This window comes from Fictibacillus phosphorivorans, from assembly GCF_007673525.1.
Taxonomy (GTDB): Bacteria; Bacillota; Bacilli; order Bacillales; family Fictibacillaceae; genus Fictibacillus; species Fictibacillus phosphorivorans_C.
Genome location: NZ_VDZU01000001.1, coordinates 2,188,329 through 2,205,344, shown reverse-complemented (window position 1 = coordinate 2,205,344; position 17,016 = coordinate 2,188,329). Strand labels below are relative to the sequence as shown.

Genomic DNA, 17,016 nt, shown 5'->3' with positions numbered 1-17,016 from the left:
GATAACCTCTTACCAAGTAAACTACATGTTTAGAAGTTGTAATAGAAAAACTAATCGCATCACATACTTGTTTCATATACAATAGAGAGTGGAGTCAATTACATATGATGGAGGGTTAAATCAACATGCTAGAAAAGGTTACGTTCAAAAGTGATATCGAGATTGCCCAATCAGCGAAAATGCTGCGAATCGAAGAAATTGTAGGACAACTAGGAATTGAAGAAGATGATTGGGAACCTTATGGAAGATACAAAGGAAAGCTCTCATTAGATCTGTTTCAAAAGCTTCAGAATGTTGAAGATGGAAAAGTAGTCTTAGTTACAGCGATTAGTCCAACACCAGCAGGAGAGGGCAAGTCTACAGTGACCGTGGGGCTTGGACAAGCACTCAATCGAGTTGGAAAGAAAACGATTATCGCTTTACGTGAACCATCGCTTGGCCCTAGCATGGGTATTAAAGGTGGTGCAGCAGGTGGAGGGTACTCTCAAGTCATGCCGATGGAAGATATCAATCTGCACTTTACAGGAGACTTGCATGCCATTACAACCGCTAACAACGCATTAGCTGCATTGATCGATAACCATATACATCAAGGGAATGAATTGAATATAGATCCACGCCGAATCGTTTGGAAGCGTGCGTTAGATATGAATGACCGAGCATTAAGAAAGATTGTCATCGGCTTAGGTGGACCCGTTCAAGGTGTACCACGAGAAGATGGATTCGATATTACCGTAGCATCAGAAGTGATGGCGATCTTCTGTCTGGCTAATGATCTAGAAGACTTGAAGATGAGACTTTCTAAGATGGTAGTGGCGTTTGATTACGACAATCAGCCTGTAACCGCTGGACATCTAAATGCTCATGGTGCATTAACCTTATTACTGAAAGATGCGATTCGTCCGAATATCGTTCAAACTTTAGAAAACACGCCGGCACTTGTTCATGGTGGACCGTTTGCTAACATTGCTCATGGGTGTAACAGCGTTATTGCGACAAAGTTAGCATCCAAACTCGGTGAGATGGTCGTAACAGAAGCGGGATTCGGTGCTGATCTAGGAGCTGAGAAGTTCTTAGATATTAAAGCGAGATATGCGGGTATCAATCCAAGTGCAGTTGTTATAGTTGCTACAGTAAGAGCGCTTAAGATGCATGGTGGTCTTGCAAAAGAATATTTGAAGAATCCTGACTTAGAAGCTCTTCAAAAAGGAATGCCAAACCTTGAGAAACATTTAGAAACGTTGAAAGAATTTGGTGTGCCTGTAGTGGTAGCTATCAACAAATTTGTTACCGACACGGACGAAGAGGTTGCTTTCATAAAAGATTGGTGCAATAGAAAAGGTGTTGCTGCTGAAGAAGCTGATGTTTGGGCTAAAGGCGGACAAGGTGGAGAAGCATTAGCAAACAGAGTGTTAGAAACCATTGAATCAGAAGAGAATAACTATAAACCTCTTTATGAACTAAACGCTTCTTTAGAAGAAAAAATAGAGACAATCTGTAAAAAAGTGTACGGAGCAGGAGAAGTGCAGTTCTCACCAAAAGCTGTAAAACAAATGAAGCAGTTTACTGATTTCGGGTGGGATCAGTTGCCGATATGTATGGCTAAAACTCAATATTCCTTCTCAGATGATCCGAAAAAACTCGGTCGTCCAGAAAACTTTACGATTACGATCAGAGAACTAAAACCGTCGATTGGTGCTGGGTTTATTGTTGCCCTTACAGGAGATGTAATGACGATGCCAGGACTGCCTAAAGTTCCGGCGGCAAACAACATGGATGTATCAGAAGATGGGAAAGCAGTAGGACTATTTTAAGAAATAGTGTAAAGTATCCTTATAAACTGCTATACTTCTGTAGGAGGGGTGCATATGAAACCATTACAATTATCAGCTGATACTGCGGTAAAGTTAGCAAAAGCGCTAAACGTGCCACTCGAACAGTTGATGCATATGCCTCAGCATATTTTGGTGAAAAAGCTGATGGAATTGGAAGCATCCAAAGAAAATAAGGATGAATAATTAAGAACAAGAAGGCGAAAACCTACTATGTAGGTTTTTTCTTTTTTTCTTAATCTATCTATTTAAAAAAAGGAATGAAAATATGGAAACAAAAAAACCTGGTTTAGTGTATACACTTAAAGTTGTACGAATTTCGGATCTTGGCTATGTATTAGATCTTGAAGATGGAAAAGAAGTTCTTTTACATCGATCTGAAGCAAAAAGTAAGCATGAAGAAGGAAACATGGTAGAAGTCTTTTTATATCAAGATCACGAAGGAAGACTGGCGGCTACCGAAACGATACCAAAAGTTCGTCTTGATTCATTAGCTTGGTTAGAAGTTGCTGGAGTCAATCGTAAGTTAGGAGTATTTCTTCATATCGGTATTAAAAAAGATATCCTCTTATCAAAAGACGACCTTCCTGAATCATGGGACGAATGGCCTCATCTTGGCGACCGTGTATACTCAGGTATGAAGCTGGATAAAAAAGGCCGTATCTTTGCTGACTTAGCTACAGAAGAAGAGATGGTAGAGCAAGCTGAAGCAGCAACAGAAGAAATGTTTAACCAACAAACATCAGGTTATGTTTACAAGATCAATGAAGCAGGCGTGCTTCTGTTTACTGAATCAGGGCACATCGGATTCATTCATAACGACGAATTGAAGGTGAAACCGCGCCTTGGGCAGAAGCTTGGAGCTCGTGTAGCATTCGTTCGAGAAGATGGAAGAATGAACTTATCGATGAGAGCAAGAAAAGAGATTGCTTACAGTGAGGATTCTGAACGAATCTATCAATATTTAAGAGAAAACAAAGGGCAGATGCCACTTACAGACAAATCATCTCCAGAAGAGATCAAAGAAACTTTTCAGATGAGCAAAGCTGCATTTAAACGAGCTCTAGGTAAGCTTATGAAAGAAGAGAAAATCATTCAAGAAGATGGGAAAACGTATCTTCAAATTTAAGGAACTGGGTCTGATTTATCAGGCTCTTTTTTCTTTTTAAAGGGATACTTCCTATAATAATTATTGTTTTTCTACAGCTCTACTTTTTATTTTCGATTCTTACTTTTTCGTTTAGTCTTTTTAGCCAATGTTACTTCAGGATTTGCAATGTACTTCATTGGGTAAAATACGAAGAGAAAGGTGGAATCACTTTGAAAAGAAATCTAGGCTTTTGGGTCTTAACAGCGCTTGTTGTAGGAAATATGGTAGGATCGGGTATTTTCATGTTGCCACGATCATTAGCAGAAGTAGCTAGTCCATCTGGTGTATTAACAGCCTGGCTGATCACAGGTTTTGGTGTATTGATGACAGCTCTTGTTTTTGGAAACCTGAGTTTAAGAAAACCTGAATTAAATGGAGGTCCTCAAAACTACGCGAAGGCTTTATTTAAAGAGAATTCACAATCCTCACTATTAGCAGGATACCTTGTAAGCTGGGGATATTGGGTGGCTAACTGGTCAGGTAACGTTGCGATCATCACTACGTTTGCCAGTTATCTTTCAACTTTTTTCCCTGTTATGACGAACAAAGCCATTTTATTCACCGTGATGGGGACTTCTGTAAGAATAGGAGGAGTCATCACGTTTATTATCTGTTCCGTTCTTTTGTGGAGCGTACACATCTTGATTCTTAACGGTATCGAGGGAGCAGGAAAGGTAAACTTTATTGCAACTTTAGCCAAAGTTTTAGGATTCTTATTATTTATAATAGCTTGTTTATTCGCGTTCCAAAGCAGTAATCTAGTTCCTTTCTATGCACCGATCGAGAGTGAAGGCGGTGTTACTTCTGGTTTTCTTTCTCAGATAAATAATGCGGCGATCGCAACCCTATGGGCATTTGTAGGAGTAGAATCTGCTGTTGTTTTCGCGACTCGTGCCAAAAAGAAGAGAGATGTAAAAAAGGCGACGATCCTTGGTCTGATCATTGCACTTCTTTTGTATTTAAGTATCACGTTGTTAGTCATGGGAACTCTTAAGCAAGAAGAATTGATCAACTCTCAAAAACCACTTGTTGATTCATTGATGGCAGCAATTGGACCATCCGGCAGTATGATTATGGCCGTCTTAGGAGTGGTCTCGTTATTAGGGGCGACTGTTGGTTGGGTTTTGCTTTCCGCTGAAGTGCCGTTTCAGGCAGCACAGCAGCGGATGTTTATAACGAACTTTTTAAAAGAAAACAAAAAAGGTGCTCCCGTTTTCTCTCTATGGATCACAAACCTTTGTACTCAGCTATTCTTGTTTTCTGTTATTTCTCAGTCGATGGCGTCTGCTTTTGATTTTATGATCTTTATTGCTACACTCGCTTTTCTCGTTCCATATTTGTTCGCTTCTCTTTATCAGTTGAAGCTCGTTATGAAAGGTGAGACGTATGGAGAATCGGGGAGAAGTCGAACGACAGATGGTATTATTGCTGCAGTAGCTGCCATCTATTCGTTCTGGGTCATCTATGCAGGAACGGCAGATATCAAGACCTTCTTATTCGGAATCGCCTTACTTGCATCAGGCATCTTATTTTATCCCTTCGTTCCAAAACAAACTGAACCCACAAGAAAACCGGCTGATTAATAGCCGGTTTTTTTAGAATCATGCACCTTTTCGAAGGCCAGACCCCGTGTTTGCTTTTACTAGAATTTCATTAAACTTATCAACGTCTGATGGTTTGGAAAGCATCGTTCCGATGATAGCTCCTAAGAACCCAAGTGGTATGGAAACAATTCCTGGGTTTGCAAGAGGAAAGATGGCTTCTCCTGTAAGGATCGCCGCTCCTTCTACAGGAGACCATACACTAGGTGAGATCATTACTAAAACAAGTGAACTAATGAGTCCCACTAACATCCCAGTTACTGCGCCTGCCGTATTAAAGCGCTTCCAAAAAATCGTTAAAAGAATAATGGGAAGGTTCGCACTAGCTGCTACAGCAAAGGCAAGAGAGACTAAGAAAGCGACATTTAATTTTTGTGCGAATAAAGCGAGTATGATGGAGATGATCGCTACCCCTACTGAAGCCCATTTGGCGGCTTTCATCTGTTCTTTTTCTGATACATGACCTTTTCTGATGATGTGTGTATAAAAGTCATGAGCGAAAGCTGAAGCGGCTGATAGTACCAATCCAGCTACGACGGCTAGAATGGTAGCGAACGCAACGGCAGAAACAAAGGCAAACAGAAACTCTCCTCCGAGTACTTCTGCTAACAGTGGAGCTGCCATATTTCCAGCGGCATTTGCAGCTACGATCTGATCTTGTCCAACAAAAGCTGCTGCACCAAATCCTAAAAAGATCGTCATGATGTAGAACGCTCCGATCAGCCAAGTTGCATACACAACGGATTTTCTGGCAGTAGGAGCATCTTTTACCGTAAAGAACCGGATAAGTATATGAGGAAGACCTGCAGTTCCTAAGACAAGTGCTAAGTTTAAGGAGATCGTATCAAGCGGATCTTTAAACTTATTACCGGGGTTCAAAAACGACTCGCCCAGTGGTGTAGCACTTTTAACTTGGTTGAACATCTCAGTAAAGCTAAAACCAAATTTAGCAAACACCATGACAGAAATGATAAACGTTCCAAGCATCAAAAGAATTGCTTTTACGATTTGTACCCATGATGTAGCAGTCATACCACCGAACACCACATAGACCGTCATCAATACGCCTACGATAAGTACAGAATATATGTACTCAATCCCTAATAATAGTTTGATAAGAGCACCAGCACCTACTAATTGGGCTACCATATAAAAGGTAGAGATCGCCATCGTATTCAGTGCTGCAACACCGCGAACCTTTTTATCATTAAACCTCGCTGCAATCATATCAGCCATCGTATATTTACCAAGATTTCGAAGAGGTTCTGCTACTAAGAACAGAACTACAAGATAAGCAACGAGAAAACCGATGCTATAAAAAAAGCCATCAAACCCAGATAGTGCGATCGTGCCTGCAATTCCAAGAAATGAAGCAGCTGACATATAGTCTCCGGCAATGGCAAGACCGTTCTGCATTCCGGTCAATCCGCCATCAGCTGTGTAGAAATCACTTGTTGTTTTTGTTTTCTTAGAAGCAAAATAGGTAATGACTAAAGTAAGAGCAACGATTCCTAAAAACAAAGAAAATGCTGTACCATTCATGAGGAAGCCTCCTTGTCCATATCAGCTATCACTTTTTCAGCGAGTTCGTCAAAGCGCTTGGCTCGTTTCGTATAGATCATACACAGAGCCCATGTCATGATGAACTGAGCGAAAGCAAAGATCCAAGCCCAAGTGATATCACCGACCGCATTTTGATTCAATACATCTGTATAAGCGGTTAGGATAGGAAGGCTGAAGTAAAACAGTAAAAAAAACACGGTCATTGGCAGGATGAAACGTTTTTTCTCAGACATTAATTGCTGAAATGTGTTCGTGTTCACGACTTCGCTGTACCTTGAGTGTTCAAATTTTTGCTGTTTTTTTGGTAACAATGCATTTTCCTCCTCTTATTAAATTAAATCAACCTAGTATTCACGCCTCCTTTTACCGAATAATCTTTATTTTCTGATAAAATCAACTTCTATTATATACGGAGGAACGTTATGATTCAACGGGAATCGTTCTTGAAGTTAGAAGGATTTAATGGGATGATTTGCGTATTATTAAATAAGGGCAAAAACAGGAGAGAGGTGTAAACATCATGAGTCTTGTCTTAGTGAAACTTGGAATGTCGGCATTCTTCGGATTGATCATCGGAATTGAGAGGGAGTTGAAGAATAAACCCGTTGGTCTTAAAACGAGCCTTGTTATCTCCATCAGCAGTTGTTTGCTCACGATTGTCAGCATAGAATCTGCTAGACAATTTTCACTTCTGTCTGGTCAAACGGTCATGGACCCAATGCGTTTAGCAGCTCAGATCGTTAGTGGGATTGGTTTTCTTGGAGCAGGTGTTATCTTAAGAAGAAGCAACGATGTAATTTCAGGATTAACAACCGCAGCCATGATATGGGGAGCATCAGGACTAGGAATTGCCGCCGGAGCTGGTTTCTATAAAGAGGCCGCTGCAGGTGCTTTTTTAATTCTTATCAGTGTCGAACTGATTCCTCTTATCATGAAATGGATCGGCCCAAAAGCATTAAGACAGATCGATATTAAGTTAAAATTGGTCGTTAATCCAGACACCATCATGAGTGATGTGATGAAAGAGATCAATGAGCTGAAAGTAAAGATCGTAAATGTTCGAATAAAGGATCTTGAGAATGATTACAAAAAAATGGAGATGGCAGCATCCATCTATGAGAAAAGATACACCACAGATCTATATGATGATGTGAAAAAGATTGAGGGTATCAGAAGTGTTGAGATTGAAACGCTTGGATGATTTAGGGTTTATGATCGATGGCCTGTCGAAGAGGCTCTCCTTATAAAGTGGCTGTTACATTCAAATTATTTAAGAGTTATCTCATAGTATAAGAAAAAGGGTGACGTGATCTGTCACCCTTTCTTTAATATCGTATTAAGTTCTTGTCATGAGCATTGTTTTTATAGTAGTGCACCATCGAACCTACATACTCATCGAAAGGCCGACATTCAATTCCTGATCCTTTTAGATCTTTAACAAGTTGAGAAGTATCGTATTTCGCATCATGAGAAAAATACGAAAGAGTTTCTAATGGTACACCAAGCCATTTCGAAACGAGTGAAAATGATAGACACTGTTCAGCTATTCTTCTATTCAACGTCCAGCTTGGCCTTTTCCCTAAAAGCTCCTGGCATAAAGAAGTATAGGCAACTTGTATGGAAGGTGAATCTGGACTAAGCACATGATACGTTTTAGATCTCCCGACCGTCTCGTGCATGAGATACACTGAAGCGTCAATGATGAAATCGACAGGAACGAGATGAATCTTGGATGAAGTTTTTCCGATATAGGGAATGGGGAACTTAGCAAGCCGTTTTATGAATTGCATCATAAAATAAGGACCGTCAAACTTGAGTGTTTCTCCTGTCTTTGAATCACCTACAATAATACCAGGTCGTATGATCGTGATCGGAAGTTCATTCATTCTATCACGGACTTGCACTTCTGCTTCGTGTTTTGTCTGTTCATAATAATTACGAAACCGACTAGGCATACTAATGTCGCTTTCCAAGATCAATCCTTTTTCATCTCCAGAAACATATGCTGTACTGAAATAACAAAAACGCTTTAAGCTCGGACACTTTTCAACAAACCTTAAGACGTTTTTTGTACCGATCACATTACAAAGATATGCAGGTTCATAAGCAACAGTGAGATCATAAAGAGCTGCAAGATGGACACAGTGTGTAACCTGTTTATGAAGAACTTCTATAGTGTGAGAGGCTAGACCTAAATTGTGTTTTGTAATATCTCCCTCGACAAGATGTATGTTATTAGATTGAGATCGTAATTTTCGCACTGCCAGTTCACGTTCATGTTGTAAGATCAATAAATAAAAGGTAGAAGAAGGATACTTTGCTTGAAGAGCACTTACAAGCTTTGAAGCTATAAATCCTGGGTAACCGGTGATAAAATAAGTATGGTTCATGATATATACCTCAGCTCATGATAAGATAAGTTTACTCGTAACAGAAAGGACCGTAACACATGAATAAGAATACTGTTATTGTTGCTGGCTCAAGCGGATTAGTAGGAAAAGAAGTGGTAAAGCAATTATTGACGGATCCACAGTGTAAAGAGATTATCTTACTAGTTAGAAAATCTTCGGGTATGAAGCATGAAAAGATTAAAGAAGTGATATTTGATTTTACTGCATCTGAATACAGCCTAGAACATACAGGAGCGGATGTTATGTTCATCTGTATCGGAACGACGATGAATAAAGTAAAATCCAAAAAAGCATTTGAAGAAGTAGATTTACATATTCCGGTTAAATTAGGAAAACTTGCTCATAAGTTAAATATAACCCATGTTTCTGTTATTTCAGCTATGGGTGCTCATGCTAAGTCTACTTTTTTTTACAATCGTGTAAAGGGTAATATGGAGTCCCATTTGATCTCGATGAAATTCCCTTCTTTGACGATTGTCAGACCATCTTTATTGATCGGTGATCGTGAAGAGTTCAGGTTCGGAGAAAGATTGGCCGAAAAGCTTTATAAAGCAATTCCTTTCATCTATCCTAGTAAATATGAACCGGTAGAATCGAGCTCAGTTGCTAATGCGATGATACAAGACGCTTTCAACGCCCAAACTGATTCCGTAACGATTATTGAGAACAAGAAGATACATGAGATAAGCAGAAACATTTTAAAAAGCTAGTCTGTTTACGTTATAATAACATTGTATGTAAATGAATCGTTTTCAGGAGGAATAAATCATGAATGCTTATGAAGAATATATGAAACAGATGGCTCAGCCGATGAGAGACGAACTAACGCGTGCTGGGTTTGAAGAATTAAAAACACCAGAAGAAGTAAATTATTTTATGCAAGAATCTGAAGGTACAGCACTTGTTGTGATCAACTCAGTCTGTGGTTGTGCTGCTGGTCTTGCTCGTCCGGTCGCAGTAGCATCTCTTAATCATGCTGTAAAGCCTGACCAGTTTGTGACTGTTTTTGCTGGTCAAGATAAAGAAGCGACGGCTCAAATGAGAGAATTCTTTGGGGAAATCCCACCATCTTCTCCGTCTATGGCTGTACTAAAGGATGGAAAAGTCGTTCACTTTATTCATCGTCATAACATTGAAAATCATGCACCTGAAGAAATTCTTGAAAATCTTCTTGGGGCATATGATGAGCATTGTTAATCCAATAGTCTAGGACGACTCAGTTTTATAACATAAGAAAGAGAGAAGCAGATCTGCTTCTCTCTTTCTTTTTTAGAATATGATGACTTAATGAGATGAGGATGAAGACGAAGATGAAGATGATTCGTCACAGTCATGTTCTTCTTCTTTACAATGAAACGCAGTAGCACCGATAATGATCAACAGGATGAATAGAACAACAATGATTAAAAAGCCGCATCCGTGTCCATAGCCGCCATAACCTCCACCATGATAATCACCATGATGAATCGGCATGTTCGCTACCGGCTTCATGTTAATGTTCATATTGTCACCATAAGGCATATTCATTTTTTTATTTTCCATTTCAGTCCCTCCAAATATTTAAGTCTAGGTCAACGTCACATTACACCATATGACCGAAACACCTAAACGGACACGGACAAATGCGGAGTTTTTAGTGAAAACGCCTGTACTTTTTTAGGAGAAGAGCCTATTTTTCGACTTTTATCAAAAAGTCTTGATAAACGGGCAGGAAGTTAATCTTGTCTTCAAGAAATGAAAGTTCGAAGTTTAGGCATAAAAAAAAGAACCGCTCTTAAAAAGAACGATTCTTAGATCCATTTCACTTTAGGCTCTGTTTTCTTAGCAATTCTTACAATATTCTGTCTATGTCTATAGATTAAGAACAATGTAAAGCCGATCAGAATATACGTTGTCAGCCAATCACCTGCAATGAAAAAGCTTAGTACGACCGAGCCTACCCCAGCCATGATGGATGACAGAGACACGTATTTACTTATGTATAATGTCAGAAAGAAAGTGAACAAGACGAGTACAAACAACAATGGTTGCGCGAATAGTAGAACGCCGCCAGAAGTAGCAACAGCTTTACCGCCTTTAAATTTTGCGAACACCGGATAACAATGCCCGATTACAGCAGGAACCCCTGCAATGAGAGGATGAATATCAACATCGAGTATTATAGGTAAGCTTGCAGCTAGTGTTCCTTTTAACACATCTGCTGCTGATACAATAAAACCGGCTTTTTTACCAAGAGTCCTGAATGTGTTCGTACCGCCTAAGTTACCGCTTCCATGTTCTCTGATATCAATACCATATCCTATTTTTCCAACTAAGAGTGCAAAGGGGATCGAGCCAAGTAAATAAGAAAGTAAAAGAATAATGATAATTTCAAACATATGAACACCCCTTAAATATGAGACTAGCTATTTTTATTATAGGATATTATGTTTCGTTTTCCCACAATTACTTTAAAAAACGGCATCCCTTTAAGAAAGGGTGCCGCTTTGCTTTTTCTCTTTTCTCTTTATGAATGGCATCCACCAGTTCCAGTCTCCAAGAAGTTTCATCAGAGACGGGACGAATATCATCCTAACGATCGTTGCATCTATAAATATGGCAAGAGCAATAGCGATTCCGATCTGTTTGACAGGCATGACGTTTGTAAAAGCAAACGAGCCTGTGATTACAATCATGATCGCTGCAGCTGATGTAATGATCTTAGATGTGGAAGTTAATCCAAGTAAGGTAGCACGATCATTATCACCAGTCTCTTCGTATATCTCTTGAATCCTAGAAATCAAAAATACTTCATAATCCATACTCAGTCCAAAAACGATTCCAAAAGTAAAGACGGGAATCATCAATCCAATATCAACAGGTTCCATGATGACACCGCTTTGGAAAATCCAAACTAGTATTCCAAAAGTAGCGGACAAGCTCAGCATGTTCATAAAAATCGCTTTTACCGGAATAAATACAGAACGGAATGCGATCATGAGAATGAAGAGTGTTGTTATCAGGACGATAGCTAACCCATAAGGAGCCTTTTCGATGATCTCATCAAAAATCTCTTGATTAAACTTCGTAACTCCTCCGATCGTGATGGACAATCCTTCATGTTCTTTTTCCCATTTTTTGACGAACTGTTTCGCTTTATCACCTGTCACATCTACTGATAAATATGCTTTAATTACAGCAGTATCGTCATTGATAAACGGTTTTAGAACAGGAGAGAACTGCTGTTTACCTTGATCGGTCTGCAGAGCTTGAAAGAGTTCTGAACCGTTTAATTGATTCGTGTACGTGAAAATAGATTCTGTTTTATTTACTTCTTTTTGACTTTGAAGTTCATTAGTAAGTTTTTCAAGTGCTAATAGTGATTCTTCATCTTTTAGAAAAGAATTTTTAGATTCGGCAACTATCGTTACAGGATACAACTCATCTTCACCGAACGTTTTTTCAAATTTTTCAAAGGCTAACCTTGATTCATAATCCGGTGGAAGTGCATCTGCCTCTGGTATGGATAGCTTCATATCTTTCACAGGTGTAACAGATAATCCTAAAACCAAAGCTGCGATCACAGCCATGATAATAGGTCTTTTCATAACGAAAGCTGCAAAACTATGCCAAAATGATTTTGTGTTCTCTTTTGTTTTTAACAATTTCAAAGCGTTCACTCTCTGGCCAAGAACAGCTAACAGGGCTGGTAAGAACGTTATCGCATTCAGAACCGAGAGGACTACAACGACCATGCCTCCGATGGCAACAGTCTTAAAAATATCAATATCGATCAACAGCATTCCAGACAGTCCTAAGAAGACACATAAACCTGAGAAGGCGATCGAACGACCAGCTGTTTGTACAGAAATGATCGTAGCTTTTTCAACACCGCGATGAAGCTCTTCACGAAAGCGGTTGACGAGAAGAAGAGCAAAATCTATTCCTAATGCAAGTCCAATCATAGGAACAACATTGAGTAAGAAGATACTTACATTCGTTGTTTGTCCGTAAAAATAGAGAAGCCCAAGCGAACTTGCGACTGAGATTAAACCGACAATGATCGGTAAGCCTGCTGCGATCAAACCGCCGAACGCGAGCAGAAGAATGATTAATGCAGCAGGTATCCCGATCGCCTCTGCTCTAGCTAGATCGTGTTGACTAGCAGTGTTCATATCTTCAGCAATCACGGGTCCACCTGTTAATGAAACAGAAATTTCATTGTCTTCTGGCATACGATCTCTTATTTGATCAATAGACTTTTTCAGGTCTCCAAAGCTTTTATCGAACTGAACAGATGCAAAAGAAACGTTCTCTTTTATAGTCTTTTCAGGAACGTCATAAGGACTTTGGATGTCAACTACATCGTCGACTCCGTCCATCTTTTTAATCGTGTCTATAACGAATGACTTATACTCAGCATCTTGTGGAGAGTACTCTTTAGAATCAAAGACGAGCATCACAGAGGATTTCGGCTGATCAAACTTATCTTGAAGAATGTTTTCTACTTTTGCGAAAGATCCATCCATTTCAAACCCGCTGCCGCTTAAAATCGAAGGGAGTTTAACAGCAAAAAAGCCTAAGAGAATGGTAGTTAGAACCCAAAATGTTATAATGAGCTTACGGAAACGGTATGTAAATTTTCCTAAGGCTTGAAACGATAAACCCTTTTTCATTATTGGAGCCTCCTCATACTTCTATCTTCCCATATTTTAGGTTTGTTCAATGAGATATGCAAATGATACGTAATCCTAGCAGCAGGTTTATAAGAGGCCGATTACAATAAGGAATTGTTCATAATAAAACAGATAGGTGAAAACAATGATCATTACGACAGCTGGAAAGAATGCAACACGATTAAGAAACAAAGCAAAAGAAGTAGCCGTCTCGATTGATGGTACTTTTGTGGATAGAGAGAGTCATTCCATTTCTTCTATGATTAGTACATATAATGACCATGTTCTTATGATCGGAGTGGACAAAATCTCGTATCATCCTAAAGACGAGAGCACACCGTTCTTTTTTCATCCCAATTCTTCTATGTTTCGTGTAAAACAGATCCTTCGAGAGGAAAAAGATGCTTTTATAGAAGTGACTCAGCTTAAAGCGGGAATGAAGATCCTAGACTGTACGCTTGGCCTTGCCTCTGATGCGATCGTTGCGAGTTTAGTAGCAGGAAGATCAGGAGCTGTAGTCGGAGTAGAGAGCAGCAGAGCGATTTCATTTGTTGTGAAGAGCGGTCTTCAAGTGTGGGAATCTAATTCTGAAGAGATGAATGAAGCGATGAGAAGAATTGAAGTGGTTCATGAAAATCATTATAACTTTCTAAAAAAACAGCACGATAATAGTTTTGATGTGGTCTATTTTGATCCGATGTTCGAATCAACGATCTCATCACCTGGCATTCAAGGATTAAAGAGCAGTGCTGATTATAGTATCCTAACAGAAGCGACCATTCATGAAGCAAAAAGAGTAGCTTCAAAACGAGTTGTAATGAAAGACAATAAAACGAGTACGAAGTTTTATGATTTAGGATTCTCAGTCATAAAACGAAACGCCAGTTTTTTATATGGTGTTATTGAAGGTAACTAGAAAGTTAAGACAGAAAAAAATCGGATGAGGTGGAACATGATCGATCTTAGAAGTGATACTTTAACACAACCTACAAAAGAAATGAGAGACGCTATCTACACAGCAACTGTTGGTGATGATGTATATGGAGAAGATCCATCAATAAACAAGCTCGAAAAGTTAGCTGCTGAGATAACAGGAAAAGAGGCAGCTCTGTTTGTTACGAGTGGAACACAAGGAAATCAGTTGGCGGTGCTGGCTAAATGTTCACCTGGGGATGAGATCATCGTTGAATCAGAGTCTCATATCTTCTTTTATGAAGGAGCTGCTATCTCTGCATTAGCGGGTGTTCAGCCAAGAGTCATTGAAGGCGTACGAGGAGAGATGGATCCTCTTTTAGTCAAACAAGCGATTCGTACTGAAGATATTCATTTTCCAGATACGACGTTAATTTGTCTTGAGAATACACATAACCGTTCAGGAGGATCAGTCGTTTCATTAGACAACATGAAAAAGATATATGAAGTGGCAAAAGAGGCAGGAATCCCTGTACATATCGATGGTGCGAGGCTTTTTAATGCAGCTGTAGCGACGAACATGAATGTGAAGGACTTTACCCAATATTGTGATTCGGTACAAATCTGTTTATCAAAAGGATTAGGCTCACCTGTGGGTTCTATTCTTGCAGGAGACCGGAAATTTATCCAAAAAGCTCGTAAGTGGAGAAAACGCCTGGGTGGAGGAATGAGACAAGCAGGATTCTTAGCAGCTAGTGGTATCATCTCATTAACAAAGATGGTCGACCGATTAGCTGAAGATCATCATAAAGCACGAAGGTTAGCAGATGCCATCGAAGATATGAAGAAATTGGAAGTAGTCAATAGACCCGATACAAATATTGTAATCATGAATATTGAAAACACAAAACAGAAGAATGAAGAGTTTTTAGAAAGATTAAAGCAAGAGGGAGTTCTTGCCGTATCGTTCGGTGAAGGTCAGATCCGGTTAACAACGCATTATGATGTTAGTGAAGAAGATATCGAACATGCAATCTCCGCCTTAAGACGAGTAGTAGGATAGCATAATATATTACTGATAAACAGGGAACTGTAAATAGAAGGATGAGCCTCTAAATGAAGGCCCATCCTTTGTATTTTTTAGGCGGTCTTGTGTAGACTTTTTTGGAGACAGTCGAATTCCATTTCAGATGCTTGCTTTTGCGGTGCAGACGGTGAGCCACATTTGTACGTTTCACTTTTAAGCATCACCGAGAGTCTCGCATCTTACATTAAAATCAACTATCAAAGAAGTAAATACAAAAGATTTACTAGAAATATTGAATCATTAGTGTCTATTAAAATACTACAGGAACTCTCTTGTTAGAAATCTGTTCAAAGACATAAGCTATATGAATCAATTTTTTCTCGGAGTATGCTTCCCCAGTAAAAATAACACTTAGTGGCATCCCGTCATCATCAAACCCAGAAGGAACTGAAATGGAAGGATATCCTGCTTTTGCAGGAATACTGTACCAGACATCGTTTGGACTGATTAGAGCAGTCAAGTTATGTTTTTCAATAGCAAGATCTATTCCTTTTCTCTGTGTCATCTCAAGATCGTTCAATCTCGCCTTTAGATATTCTGGACTCGTTAAATTCCCGTCAGTCTTATCACTTTCTAGCAACAGATCTTGGTTGTGCTTCAAACACCTTTCTTTATTCTGTTCATTAAAATCGATAACATCCTGTAATGAGGAGATCTTTGTCTTTGATGAAACAGTACTTAAATAATGATTGAGACCAGATTTGAATTCGTGTAAGAGGACGTTATAGTCGGATTCAATCTTCTCAAAAGGTGAGATCTGTTCTAAATAGATCATCTCTCCACCTTCATCCTCTATGAGTTTTAAAGCTTCATCGAAAACGGATCTCTGCGTTGGATTTAAGTGCTTTATGCAAAATTCATACGCTACACCAAATCGCTTTCCCTTTAGTGTGGCTTGTTCTAAACCTTCTATATAGCTTGAATGTTTTGGAATAGATAATGTTGCAGGATCTAGCGGATCATTTCCCTCTATAGCTTCAAGGAGGATCGCAGCATCTTTGACGTTTCGAGCCATAGGACCTGCGGTGTCTTGACTAACTGAAATGGGAATGATACCGGATCGAGAGACTAAACCAACAGTAGGTTTGATTCCGACGATATTATTGTTTCCAGCGGGACAAAGAATAGAGCCTGAAGTCTCAGTTCCTATACTAAGAGCAGCAAAATTACTTGCTACAGCTGCGGCAGAACCTGAACTAGATCCACTCACATCTAATGCTCCAGGTCCGTATGGATTCAACACTTGACCTCCTCTAGAACTAAAACCGTTTGGCATTTCATATGCCATGAAGTTTGCCCATTCCGTCATATTTGCTTTTCCGATGATGATTGCACCTGCATCTCTCAACTTCTTAACGAGAAAAGCATCACTTTTGGCATAATGGTTTTCTAAAGCCAAAGATCCAGCACTCGTGTGCATCTGATCGGCAGTGTCGATATTATCTTTAATGATGACAGGAACACCGTGTAAGGGTCCCCGAACTTTTCCGTTCTGTCTTTCAACATCCATGTTTCTTGCAATGAATAAGGCATGGGGGTTGATTTCTAAAACAGAGTTGATCAAAGGTCCTTGCTTATCATATCTGGAGATCCGATCTAGATAATACATTACGAGTTCTAGTGAAGTCAGATCACCGTTCTCAAAATGATGCTGTATCTTTTCTAATGTGAGCTCGTTTAAATCCAACACAATATTTTGTGACATTTTGCCGCTTCCTCTCTTAATTACTCAATACTTATTATATAAAACTGTCACAAAAAAAGGAATTTTCGAAGTATTCATAGAATAATTAAAAATAGGCCCG

At 39.3% G+C, this 17,016-nt stretch carries 15 protein-coding genes and 1 pseudogene; 9 read left to right on the top strand and 7 right to left on the bottom strand.

Translation table 11 applies throughout. The features are described 5' to 3' along the window. Window positions 1-125 precede the first annotated feature (125 nt). The 4 genes from FS458_RS10965 (at window position 126) to FS458_RS10950 (ending at window position 4,565) form a co-directional block, all read left to right on the top strand. On the top strand, window positions 126-1,814 hold the full coding sequence (locus tag FS458_RS10965) for a formate--tetrahydrofolate ligase (RefSeq protein WP_144700505.1): 1,689 nt from the start codon (window positions 126-128) through the stop codon (window positions 1,812-1,814). Window positions 1,815-1,868: 54 nt separating this feature from the next. Next, complete coding sequence (locus FS458_RS10960; protein ID WP_082861366.1) at window positions 1,869-2,018, top strand: YycC family protein; 150 nt, start codon at window positions 1,869-1,871, stop codon at window positions 2,016-2,018. Between the two features lie 82 nt (window positions 2,019-2,100). Continuing rightward, the gene (locus tag FS458_RS10955) at window positions 2,101-2,961 is read left to right on the top strand and encodes a CvfB family protein (protein ID WP_144700503.1); all 861 of its coding nucleotides are present in this window, start codon (window positions 2,101-2,103) and stop codon (window positions 2,959-2,961) included. Between the two features lie 185 nt (window positions 2,962-3,146). After that, window positions 3,147-4,565: an amino acid permease gene (locus tag FS458_RS10950; protein ID WP_144700501.1), complete on the top strand. Its 1,419-nt coding sequence runs from the start codon at window positions 3,147-3,149 to the stop codon at window positions 4,563-4,565. Window positions 4,566-4,583: 18 nt separating this feature from the next. On the opposite strand, the gene FS458_RS10945 is transcribed toward FS458_RS10950, so the two are convergent. Further along, window positions 4,584-6,125 carry a solute symporter family protein gene (locus tag FS458_RS10945; protein WP_144700499.1) on the bottom strand — a complete coding sequence of 514 codons (1,542 nt, stop codon included), beginning with the start codon at window positions 6,123-6,125 and terminating at the stop codon, window positions 4,584-4,586. Next, complete coding sequence (locus tag FS458_RS10940; protein ID WP_144700497.1) at window positions 6,122-6,457, bottom strand: DUF485 domain-containing protein; 336 nt, start codon at window positions 6,455-6,457, stop codon at window positions 6,122-6,124. Before FS458_RS10940 ends, FS458_RS10945 begins: the two co-directional genes overlap by 4 nt. A 209-nt stretch (window positions 6,458-6,666) precedes the next feature. Between FS458_RS10940 and FS458_RS10935 the strand changes: the two genes are divergently transcribed. Next, a complete protein-coding gene (locus FS458_RS10935) occupies window positions 6,667-7,347 on the top strand; it encodes an MgtC/SapB family protein (protein WP_137789525.1) in 681 nt (226 codons plus the stop codon). A 124-nt stretch (window positions 7,348-7,471) separates the two neighbouring features. Here the strand turns inward: FS458_RS10935 and FS458_RS10930 are convergent, their stop codons facing one another. After that, complete coding sequence (locus tag FS458_RS10930; protein WP_144700495.1) at window positions 7,472-8,536, bottom strand: SDR family oxidoreductase; 1,065 nt, start codon at window positions 8,534-8,536, stop codon at window positions 7,472-7,474. A 59-nt stretch (window positions 8,537-8,595) separates the two neighbouring features. Here FS458_RS10930 and FS458_RS10925 point away from each other — a divergent pair, with 59 nt between their 5' ends. Both FS458_RS10925 and FS458_RS10920 read left to right on the top strand, forming a co-directional pair. Beyond that, window positions 8,596-9,267 (top strand): NAD(P)H-binding protein, encoded by a 672-nt coding sequence (locus FS458_RS10925; RefSeq protein ID WP_144700493.1) that lies wholly within the window; start codon window positions 8,596-8,598, stop codon window positions 9,265-9,267. Window positions 9,268-9,322: 55 nt separating this feature from the next. Continuing rightward, the gene (locus tag FS458_RS10920) at window positions 9,323-9,754 is read left to right on the top strand and encodes a BrxA/BrxB family bacilliredoxin (protein ID WP_144700491.1); all 432 of its coding nucleotides are present in this window, start codon (window positions 9,323-9,325) and stop codon (window positions 9,752-9,754) included. Window positions 9,755-9,916: 162 nt separating this feature from the next. On the opposite strand, the pseudogene FS458_RS10915 reads toward FS458_RS10920, so the two are convergent. From FS458_RS10915 to FS458_RS10905, 3 genes and pseudogenes are all read right to left on the bottom strand, one after another. Beyond that, window positions 9,917-10,030, bottom strand: a pseudogene (locus tag FS458_RS10915) (YjcZ family sporulation protein); the annotation flags it as partial. 317 nt (window positions 10,031-10,347) lie between these two features. Beyond that, window positions 10,348-10,935 (bottom strand): glycerol-3-phosphate 1-O-acyltransferase PlsY, encoded by a 588-nt coding sequence (gene plsY, locus FS458_RS10910; RefSeq protein ID WP_144700489.1) that lies wholly within the window; start codon window positions 10,933-10,935, stop codon window positions 10,348-10,350. A gap of 90 nt (window positions 10,936-11,025) precedes the next feature. Continuing rightward, on the bottom strand, window positions 11,026-13,212 hold the full coding sequence (locus FS458_RS10905; RefSeq protein ID WP_144700487.1) for an MMPL family transporter: 2,187 nt from the start codon (window positions 13,210-13,212) through the stop codon (window positions 11,026-11,028). Window positions 13,213-13,357: 145 nt separating this feature from the next. Here FS458_RS10905 and FS458_RS10900 point away from each other — a divergent pair, with 145 nt between their 5' ends. Both FS458_RS10900 and ltaE read left to right on the top strand, forming a co-directional pair. Then, on the top strand, window positions 13,358-14,128 hold the full coding sequence (locus FS458_RS10900; protein WP_144700485.1) for a class I SAM-dependent methyltransferase: 771 nt from the start codon (window positions 13,358-13,360) through the stop codon (window positions 14,126-14,128). A gap of 36 nt (window positions 14,129-14,164) precedes the next feature. Next, window positions 14,165-15,187: a low-specificity L-threonine aldolase gene (ltaE, locus tag FS458_RS10895; protein ID WP_144700483.1), complete on the top strand. Its 1,023-nt coding sequence runs from the start codon at window positions 14,165-14,167 to the stop codon at window positions 15,185-15,187. A gap of 274 nt (window positions 15,188-15,461) precedes the next feature. On the opposite strand, the gene FS458_RS10890 is transcribed toward ltaE, so the two are convergent. After that, on the bottom strand, window positions 15,462-16,916 hold the full coding sequence (locus FS458_RS10890; RefSeq protein WP_144700481.1) for an amidase family protein: 1,455 nt from the start codon (window positions 16,914-16,916) through the stop codon (window positions 15,462-15,464). Window positions 16,917-17,016 lie beyond the last annotated feature (100 nt).

Bases quoted from the DNA above. Each gene is read 5' to 3' on its own strand.
- ltaE (WP_144700483.1), top strand. From the start codon at position 14,165: ATGATCGATCTTAGAAGTGATACTTTAACACAACCTACAAAAGAAATG.
- FS458_RS10930 (WP_144700495.1), bottom strand. From the start codon at position 8,536: ATGAACCATACTTATTTTATCACCGGTTACCCAGGATTTATAGCTTCA.
- FS458_RS10900 (WP_144700485.1), top strand. From the start codon at position 13,358: ATGATCATTACGACAGCTGGAAAGAATGCAACACGATTAAGAAACAAA.
- FS458_RS10965 (WP_144700505.1), top strand. From the start codon at position 126: ATGCTAGAAAAGGTTACGTTCAAAAGTGATATCGAGATTGCCCAATCA.
- FS458_RS10905 (WP_144700487.1), bottom strand. From the start codon at position 13,212: ATGAAAAAGGGTTTATCGTTTCAAGCCTTAGGAAAATTTACATACCGT.
- FS458_RS10945 (WP_144700499.1), bottom strand. From the start codon at position 6,125: ATGAATGGTACAGCATTTTCTTTGTTTTTAGGAATCGTTGCTCTTACT.
- FS458_RS10890 (WP_144700481.1), bottom strand. From the start codon at position 16,916: ATGTCACAAAATATTGTGTTGGATTTAAACGAGCTCACATTAGAAAAG.
- FS458_RS10935 (WP_137789525.1), top strand. From the start codon at position 6,667: ATGAGTCTTGTCTTAGTGAAACTTGGAATGTCGGCATTCTTCGGATTG.
- plsY (WP_144700489.1), bottom strand. From the start codon at position 10,935: ATGTTTGAAATTATCATTATTCTTTTACTTTCTTATTTACTTGGCTCG.
- FS458_RS10925 (WP_144700493.1), top strand. From the start codon at position 8,596: ATGAATAAGAATACTGTTATTGTTGCTGGCTCAAGCGGATTAGTAGGA.
- FS458_RS10955 (WP_144700503.1), top strand. From the start codon at position 2,101: ATGGAAACAAAAAAACCTGGTTTAGTGTATACACTTAAAGTTGTACGA.
- FS458_RS10960 (WP_082861366.1), top strand. From the start codon at position 1,869: ATGAAACCATTACAATTATCAGCTGATACTGCGGTAAAGTTAGCAAAA.